The organism is Aerosakkonema funiforme FACHB-1375, from assembly GCF_014696265.1.
In the GTDB taxonomy this organism is placed as follows: domain Bacteria; phylum Cyanobacteriota; class Cyanobacteriia; order Cyanobacteriales; family Aerosakkonemataceae; genus Aerosakkonema; species Aerosakkonema funiforme_A.
In genome coordinates this window covers 1-25,228 of the sequence record NZ_JACJPW010000117.1, presented here as the reverse complement: position 1 = coordinate 25,228, position 25,228 = coordinate 1, and the positions used below count along the sequence as shown (strand labels likewise).

Below are 25,228 nucleotides of genomic sequence, written 5' to 3'. Positions count from 1 at the left end.
TAAATGTGGATTTATTTTGGACAGGGATTGGAATGCGGCACTGATGATTCTAAAAGTAGCCTTGAGTACGGTAGGGCATACCGGAACTTGGATCGAAGATCCGAACGCTTCAGGAGATTTGGCCGCTACTTTGGTTGGAGTAATCCAGTCGCAAGCAAGCTGAGTCTATGAATGAAGAATCCCCGTCCCTTTAGGGCTCTTGAGTGTCAAGAAGCATATATGAATGAAGCTGGGGTTAATAATCACTTGGAAGCTGCGGCGGTTTACCAGCGCCAAACCCGCATGGGACAAGACTCGGATCTGAGAGCTTTTGCTACTAGAACCTTGCCCACAGTGCAAGGTCATTTGGAAATGGCCGCAACGATGACCGGTTACAGCCTCGCACGCGGAAGCGACGATGCTTCCGGTACATCCGATACACCTGCTATGCCGATGAGCCGTTAAAAGTCAAAAGTTAAAAGTCAAAAGTCAAAACGAAGAGTGGGGGAGTGGGGGAATTTATATGTACATTTTCGACCTTTATGTCGTTCTCCCGTTCTTCCGTTCTCCCTCTTCCCTAACCCCTAACCCCTAGCCCCTAACCCCTAACCCCTTGTCACTGCCAATTCCCTACCAGCACAAAAGGTGCCCAGAAGTAGGGATTTTGATATTGAGGATTTCGCAATAGCTTCAGTTGCGCGTTGCGAAGAGCTTCCGCTTTGCTAATTCCCGGCTTGGTGAGTTGGCGATAAAATTCCGCCATCACGATCGAAGTAGATTCGTCATTTACTTGCCAAAGTGTAGCTAATGTGCTGCGGGCACCCGATCGAATTGCAATCCCTGCCAAACCCAAAGCAGCGCGATCGTCTCCCGCCGCAGTTTCGCAAGCACTGAGGACAAGCAGTTCGATCGGCGCTTTCTTCTCCTGGGAACGAGAACGCAACAATAGATCTAATTGCTTAACATTAATACGTTCATCCCAAGTCAAAATAAAAGTCTCCGATGCTTTCGAGCTAAACTGACCGTGAGTCGCCAAGTGAACAACTGGGAAAGGAATTTTGTTGATTTGTGCTTGTAGTTCCTGAGTGATAAACTGCTGATTGATGAGAGTATCAGCGGGAACCGCAGAAGAAATCTGCTCCACTTCACTCGCGACTGCGGGTAAAGCAGGAAAACCCTGACGCGCCTCTGTCAGAGCCCCTGTCAACGTTCTCAATCTTACTTGCGTCAGCGGTCGCGGTTCTAATAATTGAAGTCCGGGAGTAAGAGCGATGCTGTATTTTTCGATCAGATATTTTTGACCGTCGTGCAGAATAGCCATCGGCAGATTTCGCAGATAGCCATCTAAAACAAATACCAAAGTTTTAACGCCACTTGCCGCTAAATCTTTTTCCGCAGGACGAATCAACAAATCGTAGAGTTGTTGTGCGAGGGGTAACCGCTCTTGTGGAAAAGCAGTGCGTCTGAGGGAAACTCTTGCTCGTTTGAAAATACTTTCCAATTCAGCCTTAGATTTGGCGGTGCTGTAATGGCGCAGCGATCGATTCTCCTGCAAAGACGCTACGCGATCGGGAACAGATAGAATCACCTCTAGGCGATCGCCCAAAATTATCGGATAGATAATCGCAGCAGTGCGATCGACTTCATCAATTATTCTGGCTTTCACATCTGCACAAGCATCCTGGAAAAAGTTGTCCAATTCCGCCAACTGCAAAGACTCGATCGTCTGACGAGCTAGCTTCAGTTTAGCTCGATCGGTAACCTTCCCCTCTCCTTCCAAAAGTAACCCCACTAACTCGCGATAAATCGGTTCGACACTTTCCCGAAACGAGAATTGTACTTGCGATTGGATGGTCACCAAGTCAGCTCGCAGAGAAGATAAGATATTCACAGCTTGGCTATAGTAACCCACAGCCCCTTCTATATCCCCTTGCGCTTTGCGGAGGCGTCCCATTTGCCAAAACAACTCGTAAGCAACTTCGGGAAATTCAAAAGGAGGAGCCAAACTCAAAGCTTGATTTGTGAGCTTTTCTGCCTGTACTTGTTGCTGCTGGACTTCCCATAACCTACCCTGTATACCCAGGATATAAGCTTGGATACGCCGATCGCCCAAACGCTTCGCTTCTCCTAAAGTTCGATCGAGCATTTCCTCGATCTCTCTCAATAAAGGAGACTGGAGATTAGCAGAGAGAGAGACAGAATTTCCCCCACTCCCCCACTCTCCCGCTCTCCCGCTCTCCCGCTCCCTTATCGCCAATTTCAACAAGTTTTGCGCTAAATTAATTTGCGCGTAGAGTCCAGTTCGATTGGATGGAATTTCACTAACTTGAGATTGGATCGATCGCCACAATGCCTCTGCCTCCGATCGCTTTTCCCCATCCAGCAATAAGCTGAATTGATTAACCTGCGCTTGCATTCGCGTCTCTTTGCGAGTTGACATTTGGGCAGCTTTGGTGTAATTTTCCACAGCCGATCGCTCAAACTGAATTTTCTCTTCTGTTTCTGAGATAGATTCGTTGGCAAAAGCGCGTTTTGTATTGCCCAAATTGAGGTAAATAGCCGCTTGTTCTTGAGTTAAGTTCAATTTTTGAGCCGCCGCCAACCCCGCCATTAAAGCTCGCTCTGACTGTTCCAGTTGCCCCAAAACTCGCAAAACCTGACCTAACGCATTCATAGCTTGGATATTTTGGCGAGAAGCTGGTTGATTTTGCCAACTTGCCAAAGTTTCCTTAGAAAATCTACAAGTTTCCGATTCCAGTTTCAAAGCGGTTAAGAGAGTTTTGCAGGCTCTAGGATACAATCCCAACGCTTCCCAAGCTCGGCTCTGGTTAATCTGAGTTTCGATAAATTGCTCGTTGGCATTAATTTGCCGATACAGTTTGGATGCCTGCGTCCAAGTATCTACAGCCGCTTGAACTTGTCCGCGTTCTAGTTGCAGTTGTGCTTGAATATCTTGAGTTTGAGCCAAAATTCGCACTTGTTCCGCACTTTTGGTTGGCGAATTTAGCACAGATAAACTGGAATTTATCGCTTGTTCCGCTTCATCCCACTGCTGCAATTGTGCTAAAGTCGCCGCTAGATTGCTCAAAGCCATTGCTTGATTGAGGCGATCGCCTTGCCTTTCAAACATTGCTGCTGCCTGTTGCAACAAAGGCGCTACTTCTTGGAAACGTCCTTCATTGTAGAGATTCCGTGCTTCTTGAATAAGGTTAAAACCAGAAATTTGATGCAGTTGCATCGTCTCGGCTCCTCTCACCTGAGTTACCGCCACAGGAGTGGTAATTACTAATAGAAAAGAGATAAAAAAGAGGACAAATAAAAAAGTAGCTTGTGGGAGCCAACGCAATTTCGTCACGCGATTTTGGATTTTAGATTTTGGATTTTGGATTGGCTCCGCCTTGAAATGACGGAGTAAATTCAAAATCCTCTCATCCAAAATCCAAAATACCATGACTTTTACTCCTGATTTATCGATCTATAACCAAGGTCTGAAGCATCATACTACTGTGAGTTTCATCGCGGTAAGCAAACATTTGAAGACTTGGGAGTGCGATCGGAAACAGGATTACCAGGATTGTAAGCCACAAGCGTCACCTCCCCAGTACCATCGATCACCCAACCTTGTGCGGGAATAGGAGAGGGAAGAGGGAAGAAGGAGAGGGAGGAATTTTGACTTTTGACTTTTGACTTTTGACTTTCCTCCCCACTCCCCACAGCAGGCTCCACCCAGTTAAACTGAGACACTTCGCCGTCTAGAAGATCGTTAGGAGAAGGCGGCAAACCACCCCGTCCGGTGATGGTAAATTCGCTACCCGCTCCTTGAGTACAGGGATTCGCCGCAATCAGCGCAGCCGGATCGACGATATTTTGGGGCAGTTCGACTAAACCTTGAGCGGGATTAACACCTGCGGTGCTAAATGTTACCGTCCCTTGCAAGTCAGGGCCAGCGGTTTGGGAAATGGCGCTGATGTCGCTACTCGATAGTAAGAAAGTCGGATTGACTTGTAGGGCAGCGAATTCTGCATCGGTTAGTCCCAGATTATCTCGCAATTGCTCGCGATCGACACTTGCAATACCAAAAATATTGGGAACATTGACCGTAACGCGCCCGCCTTGGGCTGTTTGAGCGTTGGCAGTGATATCGCTATTTTCCCCAGGAAAGCCCAGCAGGATATCGCTGTTGAGGGTGACGTTGCCGCCTGTGGCGCTGCCAAGAGCGTTAGCTTCAATCATACTGCCCTGTCGCAGTTGGATATCGCCGGCAGAAAGCTCGATGTTACCTTGGTTTCCAGCTTTGGTTTGGGCATTGAGAATACCGCGATCGAGCAGAATGGAGTTAGCTGCTACGGTCAGCGTACCTGCCCCGCCTGTTCCGGAAAAGTCACTTACTCCTACCACACCACCATTGTCAACTTGCAATCTTTCGGTGACGATCGTCACGTTACCGCCTTTACCTACTCCTGTTTCTAGGACGGAAGCGAACAAGGCACTGGGGTTTCCTTTTGCAGTCTTACCGCTGACTTCGACAGCCTCAGTAGCGCGTACTGTGAGATTACTACCGTCGCCTTTACCGAATACACCGGCACTGATCTGTGCCCCATCTTCTAAGCGCAATCGAGCAGTTTCAACCGTCAAGTTACCTGCTTTACCTACACCTCCTGGCGCAACGGAAGTGAAAAAGCCACTGGGAGAGGTGGCACTGGCACCTATTAATTCAACGCTCTCGCTAGCGCGTACAGTGAGATTACCACCGTTGCCTTGACCCAGGGTATCAGAAGCTATCCGTCCCCCGTTTTCCAGTCGCAATCGCTTAGTTTCAACCGTCAAGTTGCCTGCTTGACCTACAGCTTTTGGCGTGACGGCACTGAAAATGCCACTGGGAAATCTGTCAATGAAACCAATCAATTCGACGCTCTCGCTGGCGCGTATTGTGAGATTGCCACCGTTGCCTCGATCGTAGGTACCGGTACCTATCTGTCCCCCCTCTTCCACTCGCAATTGTTGGGCTTCGATGGTCAAGTTACCGCCGTTGCCTTGACCCAGGGTATCAGAGCTGACCTTTCCTCCTACTATCTGCAATCGCCCAGTTGCGATCGTTATATCACCGCCATTGCCTGAAGATATCGGTGCGGCAGTAGTATACAAACCGCTGGGAAATGGCTCCTTACTGAGGTTGGCAATGATTTCGATCGCATCGCTAGCCCTTACGGTGAGAGTACTTCCATTCCCTTGCCCAAATGTACCGCTGCTGATTTGACCGCCACCTGCCAGTAATAAACGAGCGGTTTCAATGGTTACTTTTCCCCCTTTACCAGTTGCGCCTTGTCTGACATCAGCAAATAAGCCACTGGGATAAATAGAGGGAGCAAAACCCGATACTTCAATTGTCTCCGTTCCTCTGACTGTAATGCTTCCCGCCGCTCCGGCTCCATCGGTGCTACTGTGAATGGCAGAACCGTTTGTCACGGTGATTTGTCTGCCTGTCAGGTTTACTGGGCCGCCTTTGTCGCTGACGGTAATTGCAGATGCCGCTTGTATCAGACGAATATCTTGGAAATTGTCAATCCCTGTATAGTCGAATGCCCAACCACCCCCTCTAATTTCTTCGTCAACGGAGGGCAGTGGAGTCAATTTTACCAAAGCTTCTGAGCCAATGCTGCCTAGCTCAATCTGTCCGGCTGGTGCGGTGAGATTCCCGCCGGCGATGGTTATTTCTCCCCCAACTAATGCTAAGGTGCGATCGCGATCGACCTGCAATCCAACTGGGCGATTGCGGAAATCAGTACCGCCTATCTTCGGGATCGCCTGCAAGTTATGTCCGCTTCCCAGTACGGTAATGCTACCGGGACGATCTCGAAATCGCAAACCGTTGGGAATGTTAATCGTTAGTAGTGGTGGTGCGCTGGGATTGCTGGCGCTAAATTCAAAGCTATTTTCAAATACAATACTATCAGCACTTGATGCTAAAAATGAGCCGCGCAAATCCAATCTGGCGTTCGGCCCAAACACAATTCCTCTGGGATTGATTAAAAATAAGTTGGCATTTCCCAATACTCCCAATGTGCCGAAAATGTTGGCGGGATTTCCGCCTGTAACGCGAGTGAGAATGTTGATAATCCCGTCGGGATTGCTAAAGTAAGCTCCTCTTCCTTCTGGGATGTTGAATTCTTGCAAACTGTGGAAGAGATTGCTACCCCGCATCGCACCGCCGTCGATGCGATCGCTCTGTACTCCTTTAATTTCTACATTGGGAACTACTTGAGAATTTTCGCTGCCTAATGTGCGATCGGGTATAATTTGTCCTACGGCTGGATAAAGGTAAGCTAGCAGGTTTAAGACTGCGCTGGGAACAAAATAAATCGCAAGCTTTGGCAAAGTAGCTGACATAGTTAGGGGTTAGGGGTTAGGGGCTAGAGAAGAGAGAAGAGAGAAGAGAGAAGAGAGAAGAGGAAAGAGGAAATAGGGAAGAGGAAAGAGGAGGAATTTTTGAATGATTGACTTTCCCTCGCCCCTAACCCCTTTCTTTTGACTTTTGACTTCCGCGTAGCGGCACTAGCTCCTCCTTGTGCATCAGTTTGCATCTCTGACCTCAAAAAATTGTCAAAATTTATCTCTAAAAGGCAAAGTAGTTAATCGAGAAATAAATACCTTGCTCTTGCCAAGTTCGATCGCCTGCATCAACTTCAATCAGAGGAATACCGTAGTCTACACGCGCATTGAGACGATCGCTCATCTGCCACAGCAACCCCAATCCGACACCCAGCAATTTATTTGAGTCGGGATTGGATTTTTCGCCACTATAATTCCAACCGATGCCAAAATCGATAAAGGGAGCAAGTTGCAACAATCCTCTTACTTTAGGTACTCTGAGGATGGGTATTCTCACTTCCGCTCCGGCGATCGCACCGTTATCTGTTAATAATAAATCTTGTCGATATCCTCGCACGCTGCTTGCACCGCCGATGCCAATCTGTTCTAGAGATAATAACGAATCTGTGGCAAGCTGAATATCGGAACGCAGGATCAGCAAAGTTTCCGGTGCTAATAATAGCACGTATTGAGCTTGTCCGCGCCAGGAAAAAAAGCGACTATCCGGTGCATCATCATTTGTAGTGGCGCTGAAGAAATCGACACCGGCGCTAAATTGCGATCGCGCTGCGAAAACTTGATTTCGATCGCGTTTCACATATTCTTGAAAAAAGCGAAAAGCGGAAACTCGCGTTTCTCCTCGATCGTTTGCGCCTGGGGATAAGGGAAATTTTTCGTTTTGCAAGTAAGTTTCGGTTTCCTGTCGGGAGAAACTGACTCCCAAAGCTAACTCGCCAGATGGCTTTTGCACAATCGGTTGACGATAAGTTACTTCGTAAGTGCGAGATTTTCCTTCAATATCAATGCGATCGAATGGTGGCTCAATTACGTGGGTATGGGTAATACCACCTGCGAATCTTATTGTACCGTTGCGGGGATTGACAGGAAGCGTGTAGCTGGCGTCCAATTCGTTACTGCCGTCGGTGTTGGCGTAAGATACTTGCAGTCCATCACCCAATCCGAGTAAATTAGCTTGGTGGAAGCGAATACCCCGGCGAAAAGTACCGACACTGGGAGAGCGATCGTTATCGGTAAATAATTGCACAGTGAATGTGTCTGCTTCCTTCACCCGCACTTCCAATCTACTTCTTTCCGGACGGCTTCCGGCTTGGAGTTCGGCGGAGACATTGGCGATGAGGGGATCGAGTTGCAGCAGTTGTAATGCTTCCAGCAGACGGTTACGATTTAGGGGTACGCGGGTGGCAATTTCTAAGCGCGATCGCACGTAGCTGGGATTGAGGCGGCGAGTTCCCGTAACCCGAATTTCTGCCAATCCTCCTTCTACTATTTGAATTTTAACAACCGCTCCCTCTCTGTTGAAGGTTTGGTTAGCCGGAATCACCGCGCCGGAATTCACGTATCCTGCTTGTGTGTATTTTGCGGTCACGGCTGCTTCTGCTTGCAGTAGTTCCGCAAAGCCGATTTCTCGTCCGGTAAACTGTTTGGTAACTTCAGTCAATTCCCGATCGCTAAACGCTGTATTTCCCTCAAATTCAAACCTTTCTACGCGAATTGTGCCCGGAATTTCCAGGGGAGTCTCGCTGGGAGAAGGAGTTGTTGGGATTGGTTGCAGGGGAGATGGTTGCGGTTGCGGTAACGTCGGAGGCGGTAATTCGGGTTCTGTTGGCAAAATTGGGTTAGGCAGTTGACTTATCTGCACATCTAGTGTATTTTGTATCGATTCTGGGATTGCTGAAATAATATCCCGATCGCGATCGGTAATTTCCAACTTTTGAAGATTGACGGGCAAATTTGCTGTCGTGCTGCCTACTGTTTTGGTTTCCCCAAGCATTACCAAAAAAATTCCTATTAGCCAAAATAGCCTCCTCAATTGATGAACCATATCAAACACTCTCCACAATCCCTCAAATAAGCTATTTTTGAAACTACTGTCACTAGAAAACAGAGTAAGTTATTTACCTACTTTATGATTCAGATTGACTTTCCCAAAAAATAAGGATCTGCTAAAAGCTAGAAATCAGCGCTCGCTGAATTAATTTATACAGCCATTTTGAAATGCGTTACGTACAGAAAAACCCGATAAAAAAAGTGCAAACGAGTTCTAGGCTGTAGTTAATTTAAATGGAAACCGTTATATTCCTTAACATCTGCAAGCGGAAACGCTTGCAGACAAGTTTTACAGTGGCGAATAAAAGTAGGTTATTAATATAACAGATAACGAAAAAGAAAAGAAAAATTTTTATAAAAATTTTTATATATGAGTGGCAAATTTATACAAATTACAACATCATAGAAGCGTGTTCCTGTCGAGTTTATATATGTATAAGAAGAAATTATCGCGATTATTGTTGTCTGGGATAACCGTTGTACTATCCCTGTTTCCACTTGCACCCGTTAATAGCGTCACCTTCCAGCCCAAAGGAAGTCCTCAGAGAACATCAGGGGGCGCATCGCGGGGAATTTGCATCCAAGAAAGAGCCTCCAGCCAGTCGGCAACAGGCGGTGCAAGATCTCAGGTAGCTGCTTTAATTCCCGCTACAGATGGAGAGATCGCGGCAGCGGCATATCCCACAATCCTTGTCCAAATTCCTGAATCTCAACCTTTGAAAGCCGAATTCAGTTTGTGGGATGAAAACTCAAATGGAATTTACCAAACTACTCTTACTCTGACAGGTATTCCTGGCATTGTTAGCTTTACACTTCCCGATACCGCTCCCGCTTTGGAGACCGGCAAACGCTATAAGTGGACTGTGGCAGTAATTTGCGATCCAAAAGAACCATTGCGGAATGTGGTGGTGGAAGGATGGTTGGAACGCAAAGAACTGAGTTCTGCCCTCAAAAGCGAGATAAACAGCGCGGAACCGCTCCAGAAGGTGGAACTTTATGCCAAAAATGGATACTGGTACGAAACGGTCGCCACTTTGGCAGAATTGAAGCGATCGCGCCCTCAAGATCGCACCATTTCTGCTGAATGGCAGCAACTTCTCCAGTCTGTCGGGTTAAGCGAATTTGGGCAAACACCCATAGTTAACTGTTGCCAAGCGCAGAATAATTAATACCAAAATAAGAACGATCGGGGTCACCCGATGCAAGGATTTTGGATTTTGAATTGGCTCCGCCTTAACAGGATGGAGCTTGAAATTCGGAAAAATTTAAAAATTGCATTGTTATTGTTTAGTTGAATGTGCAAAAACTATTTTTTCCCCCTGCACTCAATCAATAACGAGTGATTCAGATCACTCTAACTTGCTTAAACAATCACTGTGGTAAAGATTATGTGTCACAGGTTTTTGATGAAAATTGACGTAATATAAATCTCAATCTTGGCAATTCATTTGATTCAGTTCTTCATATGTATGAACGGGGAACAAAAATTAAAAAACACCATTTGGGATTGGTGGGGTGGATTGATAACAGTCCCTAGCATTCCTGCATTGATTATCCTACTGCGTTTGATGGAAAAAAATGATTTCAAGTCTCCCATTTCAAGGGTAATCATCAAAAAAAATTCGGAATTTCAAACTCCGTCTTTTCAAGGCCCAGACAATCCAAAATCCTCTCATCCAAAATCCAAAATTGGGTGACGGGGTTATGGCAATTTCTAAAATGGCTAGAGCTCTATTTGTTTGGGCTTTGCATTTCACTGCCACAGACTCTTCGGGCGGTATATCACCCTGAAAAAACTTTGGCAATTATTGTTCTGACTGGAAACTTTCTGCTTGTGGGTCGCTAATAGGCTTTCCTCAATCACTGAGGTTACGTGTTTCCCGATTAAATCAATTCCGAAAGTTCCGAAATTGTACGGATTACGATCGCACTTTCTCGCAGCTTAGAGCTAAATATCCTCAGTGAGGATGTAGAAACAGACACACTAATTCATCATGCTCACAAGTTCCGGGTATGAATCTATGGAAAAATATGTTTGTCTGTAAACCGCTTCCACCAGAAGTAGGTCAGGTTTATATCATAAAGAACCCTAGCTTTCAAGAGTTACATGGCGGAAAATTATTGCTGAAAAAGGTAGGAAAAGTAGGAAAAGTGGTATTCTAAGTATGAAAGTAATCGTCCGCAATGTCCCTCTAAATTTCTTTTGCTAAAAACATGAGCATTGAAGAGCTTTTGCAAGTGGTCGAACAAAATCTGCTGGGCAGGCAGCTCAATCCCTTAGAGCGCTTGGTCTTGCGTCAGTCGTGGAGCCAGCAAACTTATAGCGAGATGGCCAGACAGGCAGCTTACGGTAGCGCTCACATTAAGGAAATAGGTTCCCAGTTGTGGCATGACCTTTCAGAGGTACTGGGCGAACGGGTAACCAAAAAAAATCTTTATATAGTTCTCAACCAGTATGGGCACAAACATCTAGCTCAATCGCAAACGCTAACCGCGCCGGAATTGCGAACAGATACTGTATCGACAAATACATTATCTAGCTCAGTTATACAGACCGAGCTGGTATTTCCCAGCAGTCCTGTACCTTTAAATTCAGCTTTGTACATCAATCGCCCCCCGATTGAAGAACTCTCCTATGCTGAAATTACACAACCGGGATGCGTGATCCGGATCAAAGCACCCAAGAAGATGGGAAAAAGCTCGCTTCTGACGCGGATTCTCGCTCATGCGAACAATTTGGAATACAAAACTGTCTACTTGGATTTTCAGGAAGCAGACCAAGCAGTTTTAAGCTCGCTCGATCGCTTATTGCGTTGGATATGTGCCAATGCCACCAGGCAGTTGGGCCTTAACCCCATGTTAGATGAATATTGGGATGAGGATATGGGCAGCAAAGTCAGCTGCAAAATCTATTTTGAAGGGTATCTGCTGCCGCAAATTGATTGCCCGATCGTCTTGGCTTTTAATGAAGTCAATCGGATTTTCGAGCATCCCCAAATTGCACAAGATTTTCTGCCGATGTTGCGATTTTGGCACGAACAGGCACAATCAGTTGAAGCTTGGGAAAAACTGCGGCTAGTCGTAGTTCACTCCACAGAAATCTATATTCCCTTGAAGCTATCGCAATCTCCTTTTAACGTGGGTTTATCGATTAAGCTGCCCCAGTTTAACTTGGAACAAGTGCAAGATTTGGCAAGGCGATATGGAGTGAATTGGAGTGATGTTAAAGAAATCGAGCAACTGATGTCAATGGTGGGAGGACATCCTTATTTAGTTAACGTCGCCTTTTATCATCTGTGTCGAAAAGAAATTTCGTTCAAGAACTTATTGCAAGCAGCTCCTACATCATCTGGCATTTACAGCCACCATTTGCGCGGCCTTTTGGCGGTGCTGCGAGATGAACCCCAATTAATATCCGCTTTGCAACAGGTTGTGAATGCTGATGGCGGCGTCGCATTGGAAGCGATCGCAGCCTATAAATTAGAAAGCATGAGATTGGTACAACTCGATGGAAATTATGCCAAACCTAGTTGCGAATTGTATCGTCTTTATTTTCGATCCCAGCTAGTCAGTAAAAAGTAAACTATTCGTATTCTTAGCTACGAAAAGTTGAAGCATTCCCAGGATTTTTAAGCAACATCGAGAGAGTGTTTTTTCAGTTCATCTAAGGAAACGTATTCCACCGCCAAAGCGTGGGTTGCTGACAAAATTACGGGTGGTGCAACACCGGCATCGAGTGCTTCTTTCCATCTAGCGGCGCACAAACACCAGCGATCGCCTGGTTTTAAGCCGGGAAAATCAAACGCCGGTACAGGCGTACTCAAATCGTTGCCCTTTGATTTGGTAAAGGCAAGAAACTCTTCGGTAACTTGGGCGCAGACTATATGAGCCCCAATATCCCCAGCTCCGGTGTAACATTTTCCATCTCGATAAAAGCCGGTCATGGGAGAAGTACAGCAAGTCAAAAGCTCTCCTCCAAGGACATTTTTTGCACGTGTCATCATAGCAGCTAAACCTAATTGCGATTTGTTCAAAGAGCAACTTTTGGCTCGATAAAACTATCGTAACCCATTGCTTTTAAATAGATTTCATCAAACAAAAATATATCAGCTGCCGATAAGGCGGCGACTGCTGAGATAGCCATTACGTGCTGTATTTTTGTTCGAGCTGTCTTCTGTTCCTTTGATCGCAATCAAAGCTTTCTTACGTTCTTCAATGAATTGGTTGATTTCCAGGGCAAACTTAGGATATCGATCGATCAGCTGCATTACCGAGTCGCGATCGATAATAATTACCGTGAGATCGTCGGTAGCAGTTACCGATACAGGGCTTGTTTCCCCTGACACAATTACTGTATCCCCAAAAATCTCACCCTTGGACAACTTGGCAATGATGTGTTCTCGATTGTCGATGTCTTGGACTGCAACCTTAACGGTTCCCTCTCGGATGATGTAGAGACCGCCAACGATTTGCCCCTCTACAATCACCTCTTCGTCCAATCCGTATTCTTCCCACTTAGATGTTTGAGCGAGTTTGTCGATTTCTTCAGGGTTGATGGAGAAGAAATAAGGAAGAGTTCGCAAGAATTCGGCAATTTCTTTGCTGCTATAGCTTTTTTGAAGATGGCTAATGTCAAGTTTGTCAAACTCGATCGCAACTGGCAAAGCAACACCTAACTTATAGCGCTTGGCAGCATAATAAATCCGGGTTACGAAGTCATTGCGAATCTGGTAGAGGTCGGTGAATTTTCGGATATAAATCCTCACTTCGTATGAAATCATGTACTCGCCGTAAGACTTGGTGAGGACTTCCGGCGCTGGATTAGTTAATACACCTTTTGTAGTGAGGGCGACATCGTTTAACACGCGCTTAACCAAGTTAGGCGGAGTCGAGTGAGGAAAGCTGATTTCAATTGTTTCTACGTGAACGGGATCGAGCAAAGTGTAGTTGTAGATAGTTTCTCCTCCCAAAACTCCGTTGGGGATAATTACCACATCCCTTTCCCTTGTTTTGAGGCGCACAGCTCGCCAGTTGAGTTCGATCACCTCACCCTCTAGTTCGCCCACGCGAATCCAATCGCCCAGTTTGAACGGTGATTCAAACAGCAGCAGGAACCCGGATACAAGGTTGCTAAGTGTGTCCTGTAGTGCGAGTGCAATCACGAGGGAACCGATCCCCAATGCCTCAGCTACTTTAGATAAATCGACTTGCCATACCGCAGCGAGAATATAGCCGATGATGACTAAAATCACCAGCATACGCGCTACCTGATAAAACAAACCCGGCACATAGATTTGCCAATCATTTGTCTTCGGTTTGGGAGTAAGCACCGCATTGATTAGGGACAGACAGCTCACCATTGCGGCAGTCCAATAAACTGTCTGAACAATTTGTAATGATAAATCGGTATCTTCAAACCCCAGAAACAGCCGCATTACCAACAAAACCGCCAAAGTGGGCAACACGAGTTTGCGCGTGTTGTCCAAAAAGCCCGATAGGGGATTCCTTCGCCTTTGCAGACGTTGGACGCCCTCTGCCAATCCAATATTCGCTAACGGGAATGTAATAATCAGAACCAATCCCCAGATCCACAAAGATTCGTTTGTCACACTGTCAATCCTCCGTTTTTATGTATAGCTAGGGGCTAGAAAGTCAAAAGTCAAAAGTCAAAAGTCAAAAGTTAAAAGAAAAAAAGGATTTAGGGGAATAAGGGCGTCGAATCAAGGGTTTGGTGGAATTAAGAACCTCTTAACTGAGGAAAGCGGTTGCTATAATCCCAGCAATCGGTTTGCTTGGGGATGCGACAACGAAATTTCGGCTTTCCTCATCAAAGAAACCCGCTTTCTCAGCCCATATCCCAATACAAGAAAGATCTGCGCTTTAGGCATTGTCGTTAAAGGGGTCTCGCTCGTCGAGATCGTCTAACGGTAATAGGGATTGCAGTCCCGGCACAATTTGGTTGTTCTTTTCCTTGGTTTGTGGGGCGTCTTTGGTTTGAGGAGTGTCTTTGGCATCTAAATCGTCGAAATCGTCGAAAGAGATGGGGGATTGGAGCCCCAGCGCCGCCAAAGCATTGTTTTCCTTTGCTTCTGGAGCTTTCTTGACATCGCGATCGTCTTTCAAATCCCGATCGTCGTCGCTATTGAGAGGGTCTTCCTCCTCATCGAACATGAGGTCTGCCATCAATCCCGTCAACCATTTCTTCCTCAGCACCCAAGTACCGATTTTGCCTGTAGTTTCCAACTGAACATCTTTACCTTTTTCAAAACGATATAAGTCGCGCACCCGCTCGTATACGTCCTTACTGATGGTAATTGTATGCAGTTCGGCTTGAACGTTTAGGATTCTGGCAATATTCACCGTTTCGCCCCAAATATTGTAGGCAAACTTTTTGTTTCCGATAATCCCTGCCATGACCTCACCTGTGTGAATGCCAATGCGGAGGCTCAGTTGGGTTCTGTGTTTGTTGTTAGCTTGTTTGAGAACTTCTAACATTGCTTGGGCAAAATCTACCATCCGCTTAGCTTGATCCAAATGTGGCTTTGTCAGCCCACATACAGCTATGTAGCGTTCCCCAATGGCGGCAAACTTCTCCACGTCGTATTTTTCGGCTTCTTGGTCAAACATATCGATCAAATCGTTAAGGATCGCCGCATTTTGCTGCACTTCTCTCTGTGCAACCACTTCGCCGAAGCCATTGATGCTGGCAAACAATACTGTTACCTGCGGGAAGCTCTCAGCAATTAGAGTTTCGCCTTTTTTCAGCCGCTCTGCCATCGAGCTGGGCATCATATTCAACAGCAGTTCTTCATTCTCGCGGTTTTTCTCTTCTAGCAATTCTTTATTTTGGTGAATGGTCTGGCGCATTTCGCTGACAATTTGCCCGATTTCGTCAAATTCGTCTTTAGCGTTGACATACTTATCAGACTCTGCATTATCTGGATCGTTTGGGCGTGTGCTTTTGACGATCGTGTCGATCGGCTTGACAAAATTAATAGCAGCAAGGTTTGCCAAGTAGGTCATCACAAGAATAACTATCACACTCCCTATGAGGAGGAAGTTTTGCAGGGCAGACACGGACTCATAAGCTTCGTGAAGAGTCATCTCTGCCAAAATCGCCCAGTGAACTCCGTCGATTTTCACGGGTGAGTACGAGCTCAGAACAGGTACGCCACGATAGTTATCGACGACTTTGATGCCTTCCTTGCCTCCTAATGCCGCTCGCGTCGCTTCGGTGTCTATCCTCTGCAAAAGAATTGAGGTGTTTTGTTGGGCGATCGAATTGATGGTGCTTTCTGCCGTACCGCTGGCTCGCAATACTTTTTTATATCCTTCCGGGTCTTCCAACAGATAGCGGGCGTTGGAACGCATGAGCAAATCTCCGCCGATCAAGTAAGTTTGCCCTGTGTTTCCCAGTCCCTCTCTGACCCAGTTTCCGTTCCCAGTCAAGACGTTATCGATCTCATCGATCGGCAGTTGCACAGCTAAAATGCCGATGACGTGAGGGCCGTTATAAATCGGGCCGGCGATGAATGCCGCCGGTTTTCCATAGGAGGGACGATAGGGACTGAAATCGACCATCTGGATTGCCCCGCGCTCTGGGTTTTCTCGCACTTTGGCAACAGCTTGTGCCAGGTTGGTCTGCCGATAGGGCCCCTCGTTCAAGTTGGTAGCAAAATCTGTTTCTTTATAAACGGTGTAAACGATATCCCCTGTCTTGAAATCGATTAAGAAAAAATTGTAGTAGCCGAATTTTTTAGTGATATTGCGAAAAATACTGTGGTACTTTTCATGGTATTTGCTGTACTCGCTCCCGTCTTTGGCATCAACTAATTCGTCTTTTTGGCCGATCGGGTTGGGGTTTTTAGCAATGTAGTGATACTGAAGATATTGAGCCGCTTGGCTTGTGGGAGCGTAGGTTTCATAATTAGGCACCCCTTCAATGGTTTTGGAAAGTCTAGGAAAAAACTCGGTTTGATAATATCTTTCTATCTCTGCATTTAAATTTCTTTCTACATACTCGTCGTTGAGTTTTTTGAAACCTTTGTTGAACTCTACCATCGCCGCGACAACCATTCGGTCTTCGCAAAGCGTCTCTAGGTGATTCTGGATGTTTTTAAAATAATTTTCAATATGCTCCCGTTTGGTGGCACGCACGCTGGTGAGATGGGTGAAAATAGTTTCCTGGAGGGTTTCTTTAGCTTTGTTCCAAGCCAGGTAGTTAACTATTGCGATCGATCCCAAGCTGGCTGTCAGCAGCATGACCATTAGTTTTGATTTGATGCTAAATTGCTTAATTTTTAACATTTCTTTTTTTACCTCTCACTTCAGTTTCTGACAAACGAGCAAGTTAAAACTCGAATTTTTGTAATATTTTTTGACAAATTTTTGTTAGCTAATCAGAACGTTTTGCGGATAATGCCAAACCAATGCGTATGGATGAGTTTCCGATCGATCTTAATCCTAAACTCGTGCAATCTGCTCTGGAAGTCTTCTTTGTGCTGCTGGTGTTTTGCAATCCCCCAGATAAAAACTTCATTATAAAGTACGTTGCCACTGCGATCGCAAACGGCGCGGCATTTTCTTCCACCCAAACTATACTGCCATTTTTCCGGTAAGTTGGCTGCTCAAAGCAGGTCACTTTCCCCTCTTTTGCCTTGGGCCATCTGTATGGGCAAATCCTCAAGGCTATTGTCAGATAAAATTGGCTGTGGGCGTCGGTGAGGGTACCGACGTCCGATCGGGAGAGTGGTTACCCGCTGACTAATTCCAAAATTCATCTAACTCAATGTCGCTCGCTTCTGCCTGTATTTCTTGGAAGTAATCGCTTTGGGTAATCGCCGCAACTTCCTGTTGACGCTTTTGTTGGTCGATTTCAATGCGAAGTTCTTGCAACTGGCGCTTGAGTTCTTCTTCTCGGCGCTTGCGTTCTGTAATGTCTTGGATTAGACCTTCATAGTACAGTACATTTCCGTTAGTATCGCGTACAGCCCTAGCATCTTCCTGCACCCAAATAATTTTGCCATCTTTGCGATAAGCTCTATACTCAAATTTTTGCACATTACCTTTTTCTTCCATCTGACGGTAGAACTCATCTAGGCTGCTGCTATCAACATAAAGTTGAGCGCTAATATCGGTGACTGCCGCCAACATCTCGGCGGACGAATCGTAACCGTAAATGCGTGCCATTGCGGGATTTATGCTCATGTAACTGCCCTCTTTGGTAGCCTGAAAAATTCCCTCTAAGGCATTTTCAAAGATACTGCGATAATTTTCTTCGGCAATTCGCAGGGCTTCGTTTTTCGCTTCTAAACTGGCAAATGAGTCCAGTAACTGCTCGGCCATACTGTTAAACGATATTTCCAAAACACTAACTTCTTTTAGCCCTTTTACCTCCACATTTTGATGGAGGTTTCCCTCCGCAATAGCTTGTGCTGCTTGACTCAATTTGAGAATAGGTTGGCTGATCCAACGAGAGGTAAAAATGCCGAAAACGATCGCTATAACTAAAGCAGCAATACATAGGAGAATGGTATTGCGGTTATTGGCATTAATTTGTTCCATAAAGTCTGATTCTGGAATTACAACTGCCACTAGCCAATTGAGCCCTTTCTCGTCCCGGAACGGTAAGAGCCTTAAAAATTGCGGTTGGCCGTCTATTTTAAAATCGATCGGCTCGGAACTTTGAAAATTGTTGAAGATTTCCGGATGGCTTGCTAAATATGCAGATGTGGCTTTGGTGACTCGCTCGCTACTATCTGTAGCTTTGAACATTTGCTTTTTACCATTTTCGTCGATCCGAAATGGAATTTCATCAGTAGAAGTTGCTACTAATCTTCCTAGATCGTCCATAATAAAAGCTTGTCCGGTTTTACCAATCTTTAGGCTTCTTAAAAATTTACCTGTACTATTCAAGCGCAAGGAAGTGAGCATGATTCCTTGCGTATTTCCCAATCGATCGTGTATAGTTTCGAGGGCAGTAATTAGCAAACTCGGTTCCACCAATGAGACAGTAATTGAGCCCCAAGTTGCTTTATCTGCTTTAATTGCATCTCTGTACCACACTTGACGTGTGTACCAATATCGTCTTTCTGGCCCAGAAATATCGTTAGGTATGACTTTTGCGACTGTGGTACGCTCGCCTTTTTCGTTGGTATTGTAAATCTGGAGACTATAGTCAGTAAAATCGTCTAATACGGGCATCAGCACAGTACCATCCTCTAGACGATCTCCCGCTCTTATTCTGCCATCTTTATTAGCAACTGTTGAAACGTTTACTTCTGGATATAATTGCACTAGCCGCCAAAGAAAGTTTTCCCAAGCTGATAAATTGTCCATATTTAACACTTTTGATTCGAGCGCATCTAATTTGATTTTGTTAACGCGATGCGGAATTTCCAGGTAGGTATGCAAATTTTGTTCGATGCGACCGGTAGTTTCATCCATTAATTTATTGGCTAGGTCTTTGACTGCTTTCTGACCGTTTTGAAAAGATACATATCCTACTATTCCCACCGCAGCGGTAATTTGTAGGACAAACGGGACAATCATAACTATGCGGAGCGGAATTTTTCCAAGGACTTGGGAAATTGGCGATTTGAAGGATTTGCTCGACATAAGAAAACTTGCTGATGCGAAATTTTATAAGCTATTATACTTGTGTTACGTTATACTCTGGCTGAAAACTGCAAATCAATTAAAGGCTGTTTGTCAGCCAGAAGCTCTGAATGCAAACCGATTTGAGATGATATCTGGGCTTACCTAAAAGCCCAGCATCATTCCAGATTACCAACCCTCAACTGAGTCGCCACCTTCAATCCAAGCTTTTAAATCGCGCTCTGGTTTGGTCACATTAAATAAATGTAAGCCAAAATCTTTGGCCAGGTCTTTGCAAACTTTTATACCTCTGACGCTATTGTTTTCTTCATCCACAAGTGGCGAAAATACTCCCAAACCGAGTTTTCCTGGCGCAAGGGCGATCGTACCGCCGCTAACTCCACTTACGGCAGGCATCCCCACCCGGTAAGCCCACTCTCCAGAGGCGTCATACATCCCGCAAGTGTGCATGACGGTAACCACATCTTGGACGTAGCGTTCATCAAGAGCGCGTTGTCCGGTAATTGGATTGACACCGCCATTAGCAAGGGTAGCTGACATTACCGCCAAATCGCGTGCGTTGACCAAAATCGAACATTGCTGAAAGTACAAGTCAAGGGTTTCCTCAATTTTGTCGCTGACAATGCCAAAGTTGAGCATAAGGTAAGCGATCGCTCGATCGCGATTTCCAATCCCTTTCTCGGAGAAAAAGGTTGCAGTGTCAACAGAGTGCTTTCGTCCGGTGTAACGCTCAAATATATCCAGGATACGTTTGAGGCGTTCGTTGATGCCATTACCCTTAATCATATCGGTGGTGGCGATCGCTCCTGCATTGACGATCGGATTGTAGGGGCGCTTGTTTTTGTTATCTAGGACGATGGAGTTGATAGTTTCTCCCGCTTGCTTGACGCTCACCTTACTGCTGACATACTCGCGATCGCAATCCTCCAGTGCCAATCCGTACACAAATGGCTTGGAAATTGAGTGCATCGCGAACAATTGCTTGCAATCGCCCACCTCAAATACCTGACCGTTTGCTGTCACCACGCAGATACCAAACGACTCCGGTAAGGCATTTGCCAATTCCGGGATGCGATCGGAGATTGCACCCTCATTGAGGTTTTGATACTTTTCGTGCAATTCCGTAAGATAGGATAGGAAAGGAGATAAGGAAGCAAAAGATTGGATTGAACTTGCTAGCGACTTCAAATCGTGTTTTTCAGCCATGTTCTTTGTACTCTTGGGTTAGGGTATTTTACGAACGCATACCAAATTCATCGTTTTAAATATTTACAGCTATTTTCAGATGATTTGGCCACAGTTTTCTGTAGGGGTGCATTGCCCGCAACCTGTGGATTGGGACTGACTTACTCATTAGACCTCTCCAAAAATTTTTGTGGGGTAGGTATCTTGCCTGCCGAGAGAAATTCTTTTGGAGGAGATGTCTATTTGAAAACCCCTGTAAACTTCAGGGACTTATACAGCCAGTTTAAAAAACCTATATCTAGTAGGGCTAATTGCTGAATTCACCCTAAATTTAGATCCTCTGCATAAGACCCGATCGCGAAAAATCACCGGCTTCAAATAGCTGAAAGCTATAATAACCTGATATTTTTGTGAGCCAGCACTTATGCCAAAATTTTTCAACTAGGCTGGAGTAAAGCTTAGTTAAAAACTTTTCGGATCGATAAATACACCTGATGATATACTGCTTGAAACAAAAATCTTATTTCAGTGTGCTAAAAGACAGAGGCATAACACTTTTTCGTTCGGAAAAATGATGTTTTGAATACTGGGGAGGGAGTTGTCGCCATCGTCCTATGCTTTAATAGACATCTCGAAAAATTCTTGTGGGGTAGGCATCCTGCCTGCCCTTTGAGATTCTTTTGGAGGAAATGTCTAATGACGAGCGAAACCTTGACTCACCTCCACGCTTCTAACTGGTCATATAGGGATGTTTGGGAGTTTTATCCAAATGTTCAAATTAAGAACATTTTTATTTCTCTTTTCCCTGCCCTCTTCTGCTCAAATGGAATACTAAGCAAATCAGAGCCAAACTTTTTCTGGATTGACTGCTGCTATTGACTACCAATCATCAACTGATTCCCCACTTTCAATTAAGTCTTTCAGATTGTGTTTTGGTTGGGCGACATTGAATATATGCAAACCAAAATCTTTGGAAATATCTTCGCAAACCTTCATGCCTCTGATGCTATTGCCTCCCTCATCCACAGGCGGCGAGAAGACTCCCAAGCCGAGTTTTCCCGGTACAACCGCACTAATACCACCGCTAATCCCACTGACGGCAGGCATTCCCACCCGGTAAGCCCACTCGACCGCTGAGTCGTACATTCCACAGGTTTGCATGACGCTAACTACATCTTGGACGTAGCGCTCATCAATGGCGCGTTCTCCCGTAATGGGATTGACGCCCCCATTGGCGAGGGTAGCTGCCATAACTCCGAGATCGTGGGCATTGACTTGGATGGCACTTTGGTGAAAATAGAGGTCGAGGGTTTCGTCTATTTTTTCGCTGATTATGCCAAAGTTGAGCATAAGATAAGCGATCGCCCGATGCCGATTCCCATATGCTTTATCGGAGACGAAAGCTGGCATATAAATATCGTGCTTTCGTCCGGTATAACGCTCAAACATATCCAGAATGCGTTTAAGACGTGCGCCTACTCCATTGCCCTTGATTAGATCGGTGGTGGCTATCGCCCCTGCATTGACGATCGGGTTATAGGGGCGCTTGCTTTTCTCATCCAAGGCAATGCTGTTGAGGGTTTCTTCGATCGGCTTGACGCTGACTTTACTGTTGATATATTCCCGACCGTAATCCTCCAGTGCCAGTCCGTAGACGAATGGTTTCGAGATCGACTCCATCGTGAACAGTTGGTTGCAATTCCCCACTTCAAACACCTGACCGTTCACCGTCGCTACGCAGATGCCAAACCATTCCGGTAAGGCTTTCCCCAACTCCGGAATGTAGTTGGCGACAGTGCCCTCATTTACGGATTCATATTTTTCATATAACTCCGTGAGATACGAAAGAAATGGAGATGAGGAAGCAAAGGACTGAATTGCACTGGCTAGTGACTTCAAATCATGTTTTTCAGCCATTTTCTTGATACTCTTAGGGTAGGGTAGTGCAAAGAGCAAGTTCCTTTGGGGAGCTGCGATCGATCGTTTAGGCCATCACCTGTAGAGCTACTTTGCGAAACTCCTGACTGACGCGATGATCTGGGTACTTCACGCAGAAAACTCCTTCGCTGGCCAGTTGTACCATATCTTCCGATAAGGGGAAGATGCCGGCTACTGTAGTGCCGTAAGTGTCCTCTACTTTTTGCTTCAAAGCATCGAAATTCATACTGCTCAATGCTTTGTTCACCACTAGCAGCATTTTGCGAACTTTTAACTGCTTTGCTACATCCACCGTCACCGCCGTACCTTGGTAGTCTTGTTTGTCGGGACGTAAAATCAAAATTAAGACGTGGGAGATGGCGATCGACAGAAAGGTTTCTTTAGACAAACCTGGGTGGGTATCGATGAACAAGTAGTCTAGATTGAGACCTTTAACGAGTTTGCGAAATCCCTCGTGCAGCAATTTTACGTCATATCCTTCACTGAGAATCCTAGATATGTCGTCTGGTCTGATGCTGGCGGGAATTAGAAAAAGTTTGCCATCGCCTTGTACGCCGACGTTGCCACCAACATCATAAGCAGCATCTTCAATGGGAGCTTGACCCCACAGAAAGTTATTGAGGGTTTTGTCCATTCTTTCGGGATCTAGACCGAAAAGATTGTGAATTCCGGGAGATTGGATGTCGGTGTCAACCACAGCGACTCGCTGACCTTGCAGCGCCACACTCGTGGAAAGGTTTGCTGTTGTGTTTGACTTCCCGGTTCCGCCCCGGTATGAGTGAATTGATACTACTTTAGGCATTTTTTGATGTACTCCCTACTACAGAACTCTACTGCTGCCAAATTGGCTCTAAGAGTTTTACTTTTATAAAATACCATTAAATTCATCTACTTAATTTAATGTCTTCCGTAATTCCAGCATTTCTCTACCTCAGCCGTCAAGTAGGAAATGTATGAAATGTAGGAAGATTGATTTTATTGCCGACGGCTTAAGTTATTTTCAAAAAAAATATAATTTTTATTTTTTTGTATTTATTCAATTGGTTGACAATATTTAATTAAACACATGATATTATTGAGGATACCCAGCGACCCGCTTTCGCTCGCCAAATCATATATCACAACTTCCTCAAAAATCCGGCGATAAAAAGTTACATTCCTGCCAAGCAAGTTCAAAGAAGCTTTAAAATGTGCCAGAAGCCTACATTTACCCAAAGGGTAAGTGCGGTCAGTTCACGGCGTTTGTAGCGATTCAACATGGCAACTGTTAACGACAACTACCTCAAACTCAAAGCAGGTTACCTATTTCCGGAAATTGCAAGGCGGGTGAATGCCTTTGCAGAGGCAAATCCGGATGCTAAGATAATTCGATTGGGCATTGGCGACGTGACGGAACCGCTGCCGGAAGCTTGCCGCACGGCGATGATTGATGCGGTGGCAGAAATGGGCGATCGCAGCACGTTCAAAGGCTATGGCCCAGAGCAGGGTTATTCTTGGTTACGGGAGAAAATTGCTGCCAGAGATTTCCAAGCGCTGGGATGCGAAGTTGACGCCTCGGAAATCTTCATCTCCGACGGTTCCAAATGCGACACGGGTAACATTCTGGATATTTTCGGCAACGATAATACGATCGCAGTTACCGATCCGGTTTATCCGGTGTACGTGGATACCAACGTGATGGCGGGACATACTGGTGTTGCCAACGATAAAGGAGAATTTGAGGGTTTAGTTTATCTACCTATTACCGCAGAAAACAACTTCACCGCCTCGCTTCCCACCGAAAAAGTCGATTTGATTTATTTGTGCTTTCCCAATAATCCCACGGGAGCGGTTGCCAGTAAAGAACACCTCAAAGCGTGGGTAGATTACGCACTGGCGAATAATTCGATTATTTTCTTCGATGCTGCTTACGAAGCGTTTATCACCGATGCGGATATTCCTCATTCTATCTACGAGATTGAAGGGGCGCGGCAGTGTGCGATCGAATTTCGTTCCTTCTCCAAAACCGCAGGTTTCACCGGTACTCGCTGCGCCTTTACCGTAGTACCTAAAAACCTGACAGCAAAAGCAGCAGACGGTTCCGACGTAGAACTGTGGAAATTGTGGAACCGCCGCCAATCCACCAAGTTCAATGGAGTTTCCTACATTGTGCAACGCGCTGCTGAGGCAGTTTATTCCCCGGAAGGAGATGCACAAGTCAAAGCGCTTGTCAACTTTTATATGGAAAATGCCAAAATTATTCGGGAAAAACTGACCGATGCCGGTTTATCGGTGTACGGTGGCGTCAATGCACCTTACGTCTGGGTGAAAACCCCCAGCGGTTTATCCAGTTGGGATTTCTTCGATAAATTGCTGCATACCGTCAACGTGGTAGGAACACCCGGTTCCGGTTTTGGCGCTGCTGGGGAAGGGTACTTCCGCATATCCGCATTTAACAGTCGCGAAAATGTCGAAGAAGCGATGAGAAGGATCGTGGATAAGTTTAAGGTGTAGGGTTCTTCCCCGGTCTATTATGTTGTAGGGATGCGGCATCATCATATCATCTCGCTCATCCAAGTTTTAATGATGTCGTGTCCCTACAAAAATGTGGCTCTCCCGTAGTTATGGAAATAATTGTAATTTAAAGTTTGATTCTGCCGCAGTTTAAAGCCAGGTTTTGCCATAGCCCCTATGCTAGTAACAAAATGGGGCTCTTCCGTACTTAGTGTGCTAATTTAACTTAAATTTTATCCTAAAGCTTTTGTCCCATAAGGCTTTGAGATTATTTCCATCCAAAGTTTGCCTTATGACATTACAGTATAAGTGCGATCGCCTTGAAATCTAGCCAACTACAGTATATGGAAACAGAAAACTAATAATTTGGCACACTAAGTACGGAAGAGCCAAATTGCCCCACTTATCCTTAAAGATGAGGATAAATCTGAGCTATTGTCCAAAAATCTCGTTTGTGAGAAGGCGAAGATTAGTACAGCGGTTCCCGCTGTTATGAGGTACAGTAACAGCAACGAGTGAACCAATTTCTTAAATGTTGAGGATCGATCAAATGGAGGGCAACTGCAATTATTCTATCAAT

General features: G+C 45.5%; 15 protein-coding genes and 1 pseudogene. 6 read left to right on the top strand and 10 right to left on the bottom strand.

The features are described from left to right. Positions 1–194, top strand: a pseudogene (locus H6G03_RS38365) (RNA-guided endonuclease TnpB family protein); the annotation flags it as partial. Positions 195–219: 25 nt separating this feature from the next. Continuing rightward, complete coding sequence (locus H6G03_RS30760; protein ID WP_190473558.1) at positions 220–444, top strand: DUF4142 domain-containing protein; 225 nt, start codon at positions 220–222, stop codon at positions 442–444. A 151-nt stretch (positions 445–595) separates the two neighbouring features. Here H6G03_RS30760 and H6G03_RS30755 read toward each other — a convergent pair whose 3' ends face one another. The 3 genes from H6G03_RS30755 to H6G03_RS30745 all read right to left on the bottom strand — a co-directional run bounded on the left by H6G03_RS30755 (position 596) and on the right by H6G03_RS30745 (position 8,410). Next, positions 596–3,430, bottom strand: coding sequence for a CHAT domain-containing protein (locus H6G03_RS30755; RefSeq protein ID WP_190473554.1), 2,835 nt, complete (start codon positions 3,428–3,430; stop codon positions 596–598). 62 nt (positions 3,431–3,492) lie between these two features. Then, positions 3,493–6,366, bottom strand: coding sequence for a beta strand repeat-containing protein (locus H6G03_RS30750; protein ID WP_190473550.1), 2,874 nt, complete (start codon positions 6,364–6,366; stop codon positions 3,493–3,495). A 226-nt stretch (positions 6,367–6,592) separates the two neighbouring features. After that, entirely contained in the window at positions 6,593–8,410 is a 1,818-nt protein-coding gene (locus tag H6G03_RS30745; protein ID WP_190473547.1) for a ShlB/FhaC/HecB family hemolysin secretion/activation protein, read from the bottom strand. A gap of 436 nt (positions 8,411–8,846) precedes the next feature. Here H6G03_RS30745 and H6G03_RS30740 point away from each other — a divergent pair, with 436 nt between their 5' ends. Both H6G03_RS30740 and H6G03_RS30735 read left to right on the top strand, forming a co-directional pair. Further along, the gene (locus H6G03_RS30740) at positions 8,847–9,584 is read left to right on the top strand and encodes a DUF928 domain-containing protein (RefSeq protein ID WP_190473544.1); all 738 of its coding nucleotides are present in this window, start codon (positions 8,847–8,849) and stop codon (positions 9,582–9,584) included. A 1,045-nt stretch (positions 9,585–10,629) separates the two neighbouring features. After that, positions 10,630–11,997 (top strand): AAA-like domain-containing protein, encoded by a 1,368-nt coding sequence (locus H6G03_RS30735; protein WP_190473541.1) that lies wholly within the window; start codon positions 10,630–10,632, stop codon positions 11,995–11,997. 47 nt (positions 11,998–12,044) lie between these two features. Here the strand turns inward: H6G03_RS30735 and H6G03_RS30730 are convergent, their stop codons facing one another. The 3 genes from H6G03_RS30730 to H6G03_RS30720 form a co-directional block, all read right to left on the bottom strand. Further along, a complete protein-coding gene (locus H6G03_RS30730; protein ID WP_190473561.1) occupies positions 12,045–12,416 on the bottom strand; it encodes a DUF2237 family protein in 372 nt (123 codons plus the stop codon). A gap of 105 nt (positions 12,417–12,521) precedes the next feature. Continuing rightward, positions 12,522–14,024: a mechanosensitive ion channel domain-containing protein gene (locus H6G03_RS30725; RefSeq protein ID WP_190473536.1), complete on the bottom strand. Its 1,503-nt coding sequence runs from the start codon at positions 14,022–14,024 to the stop codon at positions 12,522–12,524. Between the two features lie 271 nt (positions 14,025–14,295). Next, positions 14,296–16,722: an adenylate/guanylate cyclase domain-containing protein gene (locus H6G03_RS30720; RefSeq protein WP_190473533.1), complete on the bottom strand. Its 2,427-nt coding sequence runs from the start codon at positions 16,720–16,722 to the stop codon at positions 14,296–14,298. 122 nt (positions 16,723–16,844) lie between these two features. Here H6G03_RS30720 and H6G03_RS30715 point away from each other — a divergent pair, with 122 nt between their 5' ends. Beyond that, positions 16,845–17,033 (top strand): hypothetical protein, encoded by a 189-nt coding sequence (locus tag H6G03_RS30715; RefSeq protein ID WP_190473528.1) that lies wholly within the window; start codon positions 16,845–16,847, stop codon positions 17,031–17,033. A 145-nt stretch (positions 17,034–17,178) separates the two neighbouring features. Here the strand turns inward: H6G03_RS30715 and H6G03_RS30710 are convergent, their stop codons facing one another. The 4 genes from H6G03_RS30710 to H6G03_RS30695 all read right to left on the bottom strand — a co-directional run bounded on the left by H6G03_RS30710 (position 17,179) and on the right by H6G03_RS30695 (position 22,957). Next, entirely contained in the window at positions 17,179–19,032 is a 1,854-nt protein-coding gene (locus H6G03_RS30710; protein ID WP_190473525.1) for a PAS domain S-box protein, read from the bottom strand. Positions 19,033–19,200: 168 nt separating this feature from the next. Further along, positions 19,201–20,238 carry a glutaminase A gene (gene glsA, locus H6G03_RS30705; protein ID WP_190473523.1) on the bottom strand — a complete coding sequence of 346 codons (1,038 nt, stop codon included), beginning with the start codon at positions 20,236–20,238 and terminating at the stop codon, positions 19,201–19,203. 858 nt (positions 20,239–21,096) lie between these two features. Continuing rightward, complete coding sequence (gene glsA, locus H6G03_RS30700; RefSeq protein ID WP_190473521.1) at positions 21,097–22,134, bottom strand: glutaminase A; 1,038 nt, start codon at positions 22,132–22,134, stop codon at positions 21,097–21,099. 67 nt (positions 22,135–22,201) lie between these two features. Beyond that, entirely contained in the window at positions 22,202–22,957 is a 756-nt protein-coding gene (locus H6G03_RS30695) for a MinD/ParA family ATP-binding protein (protein ID WP_190473518.1), read from the bottom strand. Positions 22,958–23,412: 455 nt separating this feature from the next. Here H6G03_RS30695 and H6G03_RS30690 point away from each other — a divergent pair, with 455 nt between their 5' ends. Beyond that, complete coding sequence (locus H6G03_RS30690) at positions 23,413–24,648, top strand: LL-diaminopimelate aminotransferase (protein ID WP_190473515.1); 1,236 nt, start codon at positions 23,413–23,415, stop codon at positions 24,646–24,648. Positions 24,649–25,228 lie beyond the last annotated feature (580 nt).

Excerpts from the sequence above, each read along its gene's own strand:
- H6G03_RS30760 (WP_190473558.1), top strand. The coding sequence starts at position 220 with ATGAATGAAGCTGGGGTTAATAATCACTTGGAAGCTGCGGCGGTTTAC.
- H6G03_RS30755 (WP_190473554.1), bottom strand. The coding sequence starts at position 3,430 with ATGGTATTTTGGATTTTGGATGAGAGGATTTTGAATTTACTCCGTCAT.
- H6G03_RS30750 (WP_190473550.1), bottom strand. The coding sequence starts at position 6,366 with ATGTCAGCTACTTTGCCAAAGCTTGCGATTTATTTTGTTCCCAGCGCA.
- H6G03_RS30745 (WP_190473547.1), bottom strand. The coding sequence starts at position 8,410 with ATGGTTCATCAATTGAGGAGGCTATTTTGGCTAATAGGAATTTTTTTG.
- H6G03_RS30740 (WP_190473544.1), top strand. The coding sequence starts at position 8,847 with ATGTATAAGAAGAAATTATCGCGATTATTGTTGTCTGGGATAACCGTT.
- H6G03_RS30735 (WP_190473541.1), top strand. The coding sequence starts at position 10,630 with ATGAGCATTGAAGAGCTTTTGCAAGTGGTCGAACAAAATCTGCTGGGC.
- H6G03_RS30730 (WP_190473561.1), bottom strand. The coding sequence starts at position 12,416 with ATGACACGTGCAAAAAATGTCCTTGGAGGAGAGCTTTTGACTTGCTGT.
- H6G03_RS30720 (WP_190473533.1), bottom strand. The coding sequence starts at position 16,722 with ATGTTAAAAATTAAGCAATTTAGCATCAAATCAAAACTAATGGTCATG.
- H6G03_RS30715 (WP_190473528.1), top strand. The coding sequence starts at position 16,845 with ATGCGTATGGATGAGTTTCCGATCGATCTTAATCCTAAACTCGTGCAA.
- H6G03_RS30710 (WP_190473525.1), bottom strand. The coding sequence starts at position 19,032 with ATGTCGAGCAAATCCTTCAAATCGCCAATTTCCCAAGTCCTTGGAAAA.
- glsA (WP_190473523.1), bottom strand. The coding sequence starts at position 20,238 with ATGGCTGAAAAACACGATTTGAAGTCGCTAGCAAGTTCAATCCAATCT.
- glsA (WP_190473521.1), bottom strand. The coding sequence starts at position 22,134 with ATGGCTGAAAAACATGATTTGAAGTCACTAGCCAGTGCAATTCAGTCC.
- H6G03_RS30695 (WP_190473518.1), bottom strand. The coding sequence starts at position 22,957 with ATGCCTAAAGTAGTATCAATTCACTCATACCGGGGCGGAACCGGGAAG.
- H6G03_RS30690 (WP_190473515.1), top strand. The coding sequence starts at position 23,413 with ATGGCAACTGTTAACGACAACTACCTCAAACTCAAAGCAGGTTACCTA.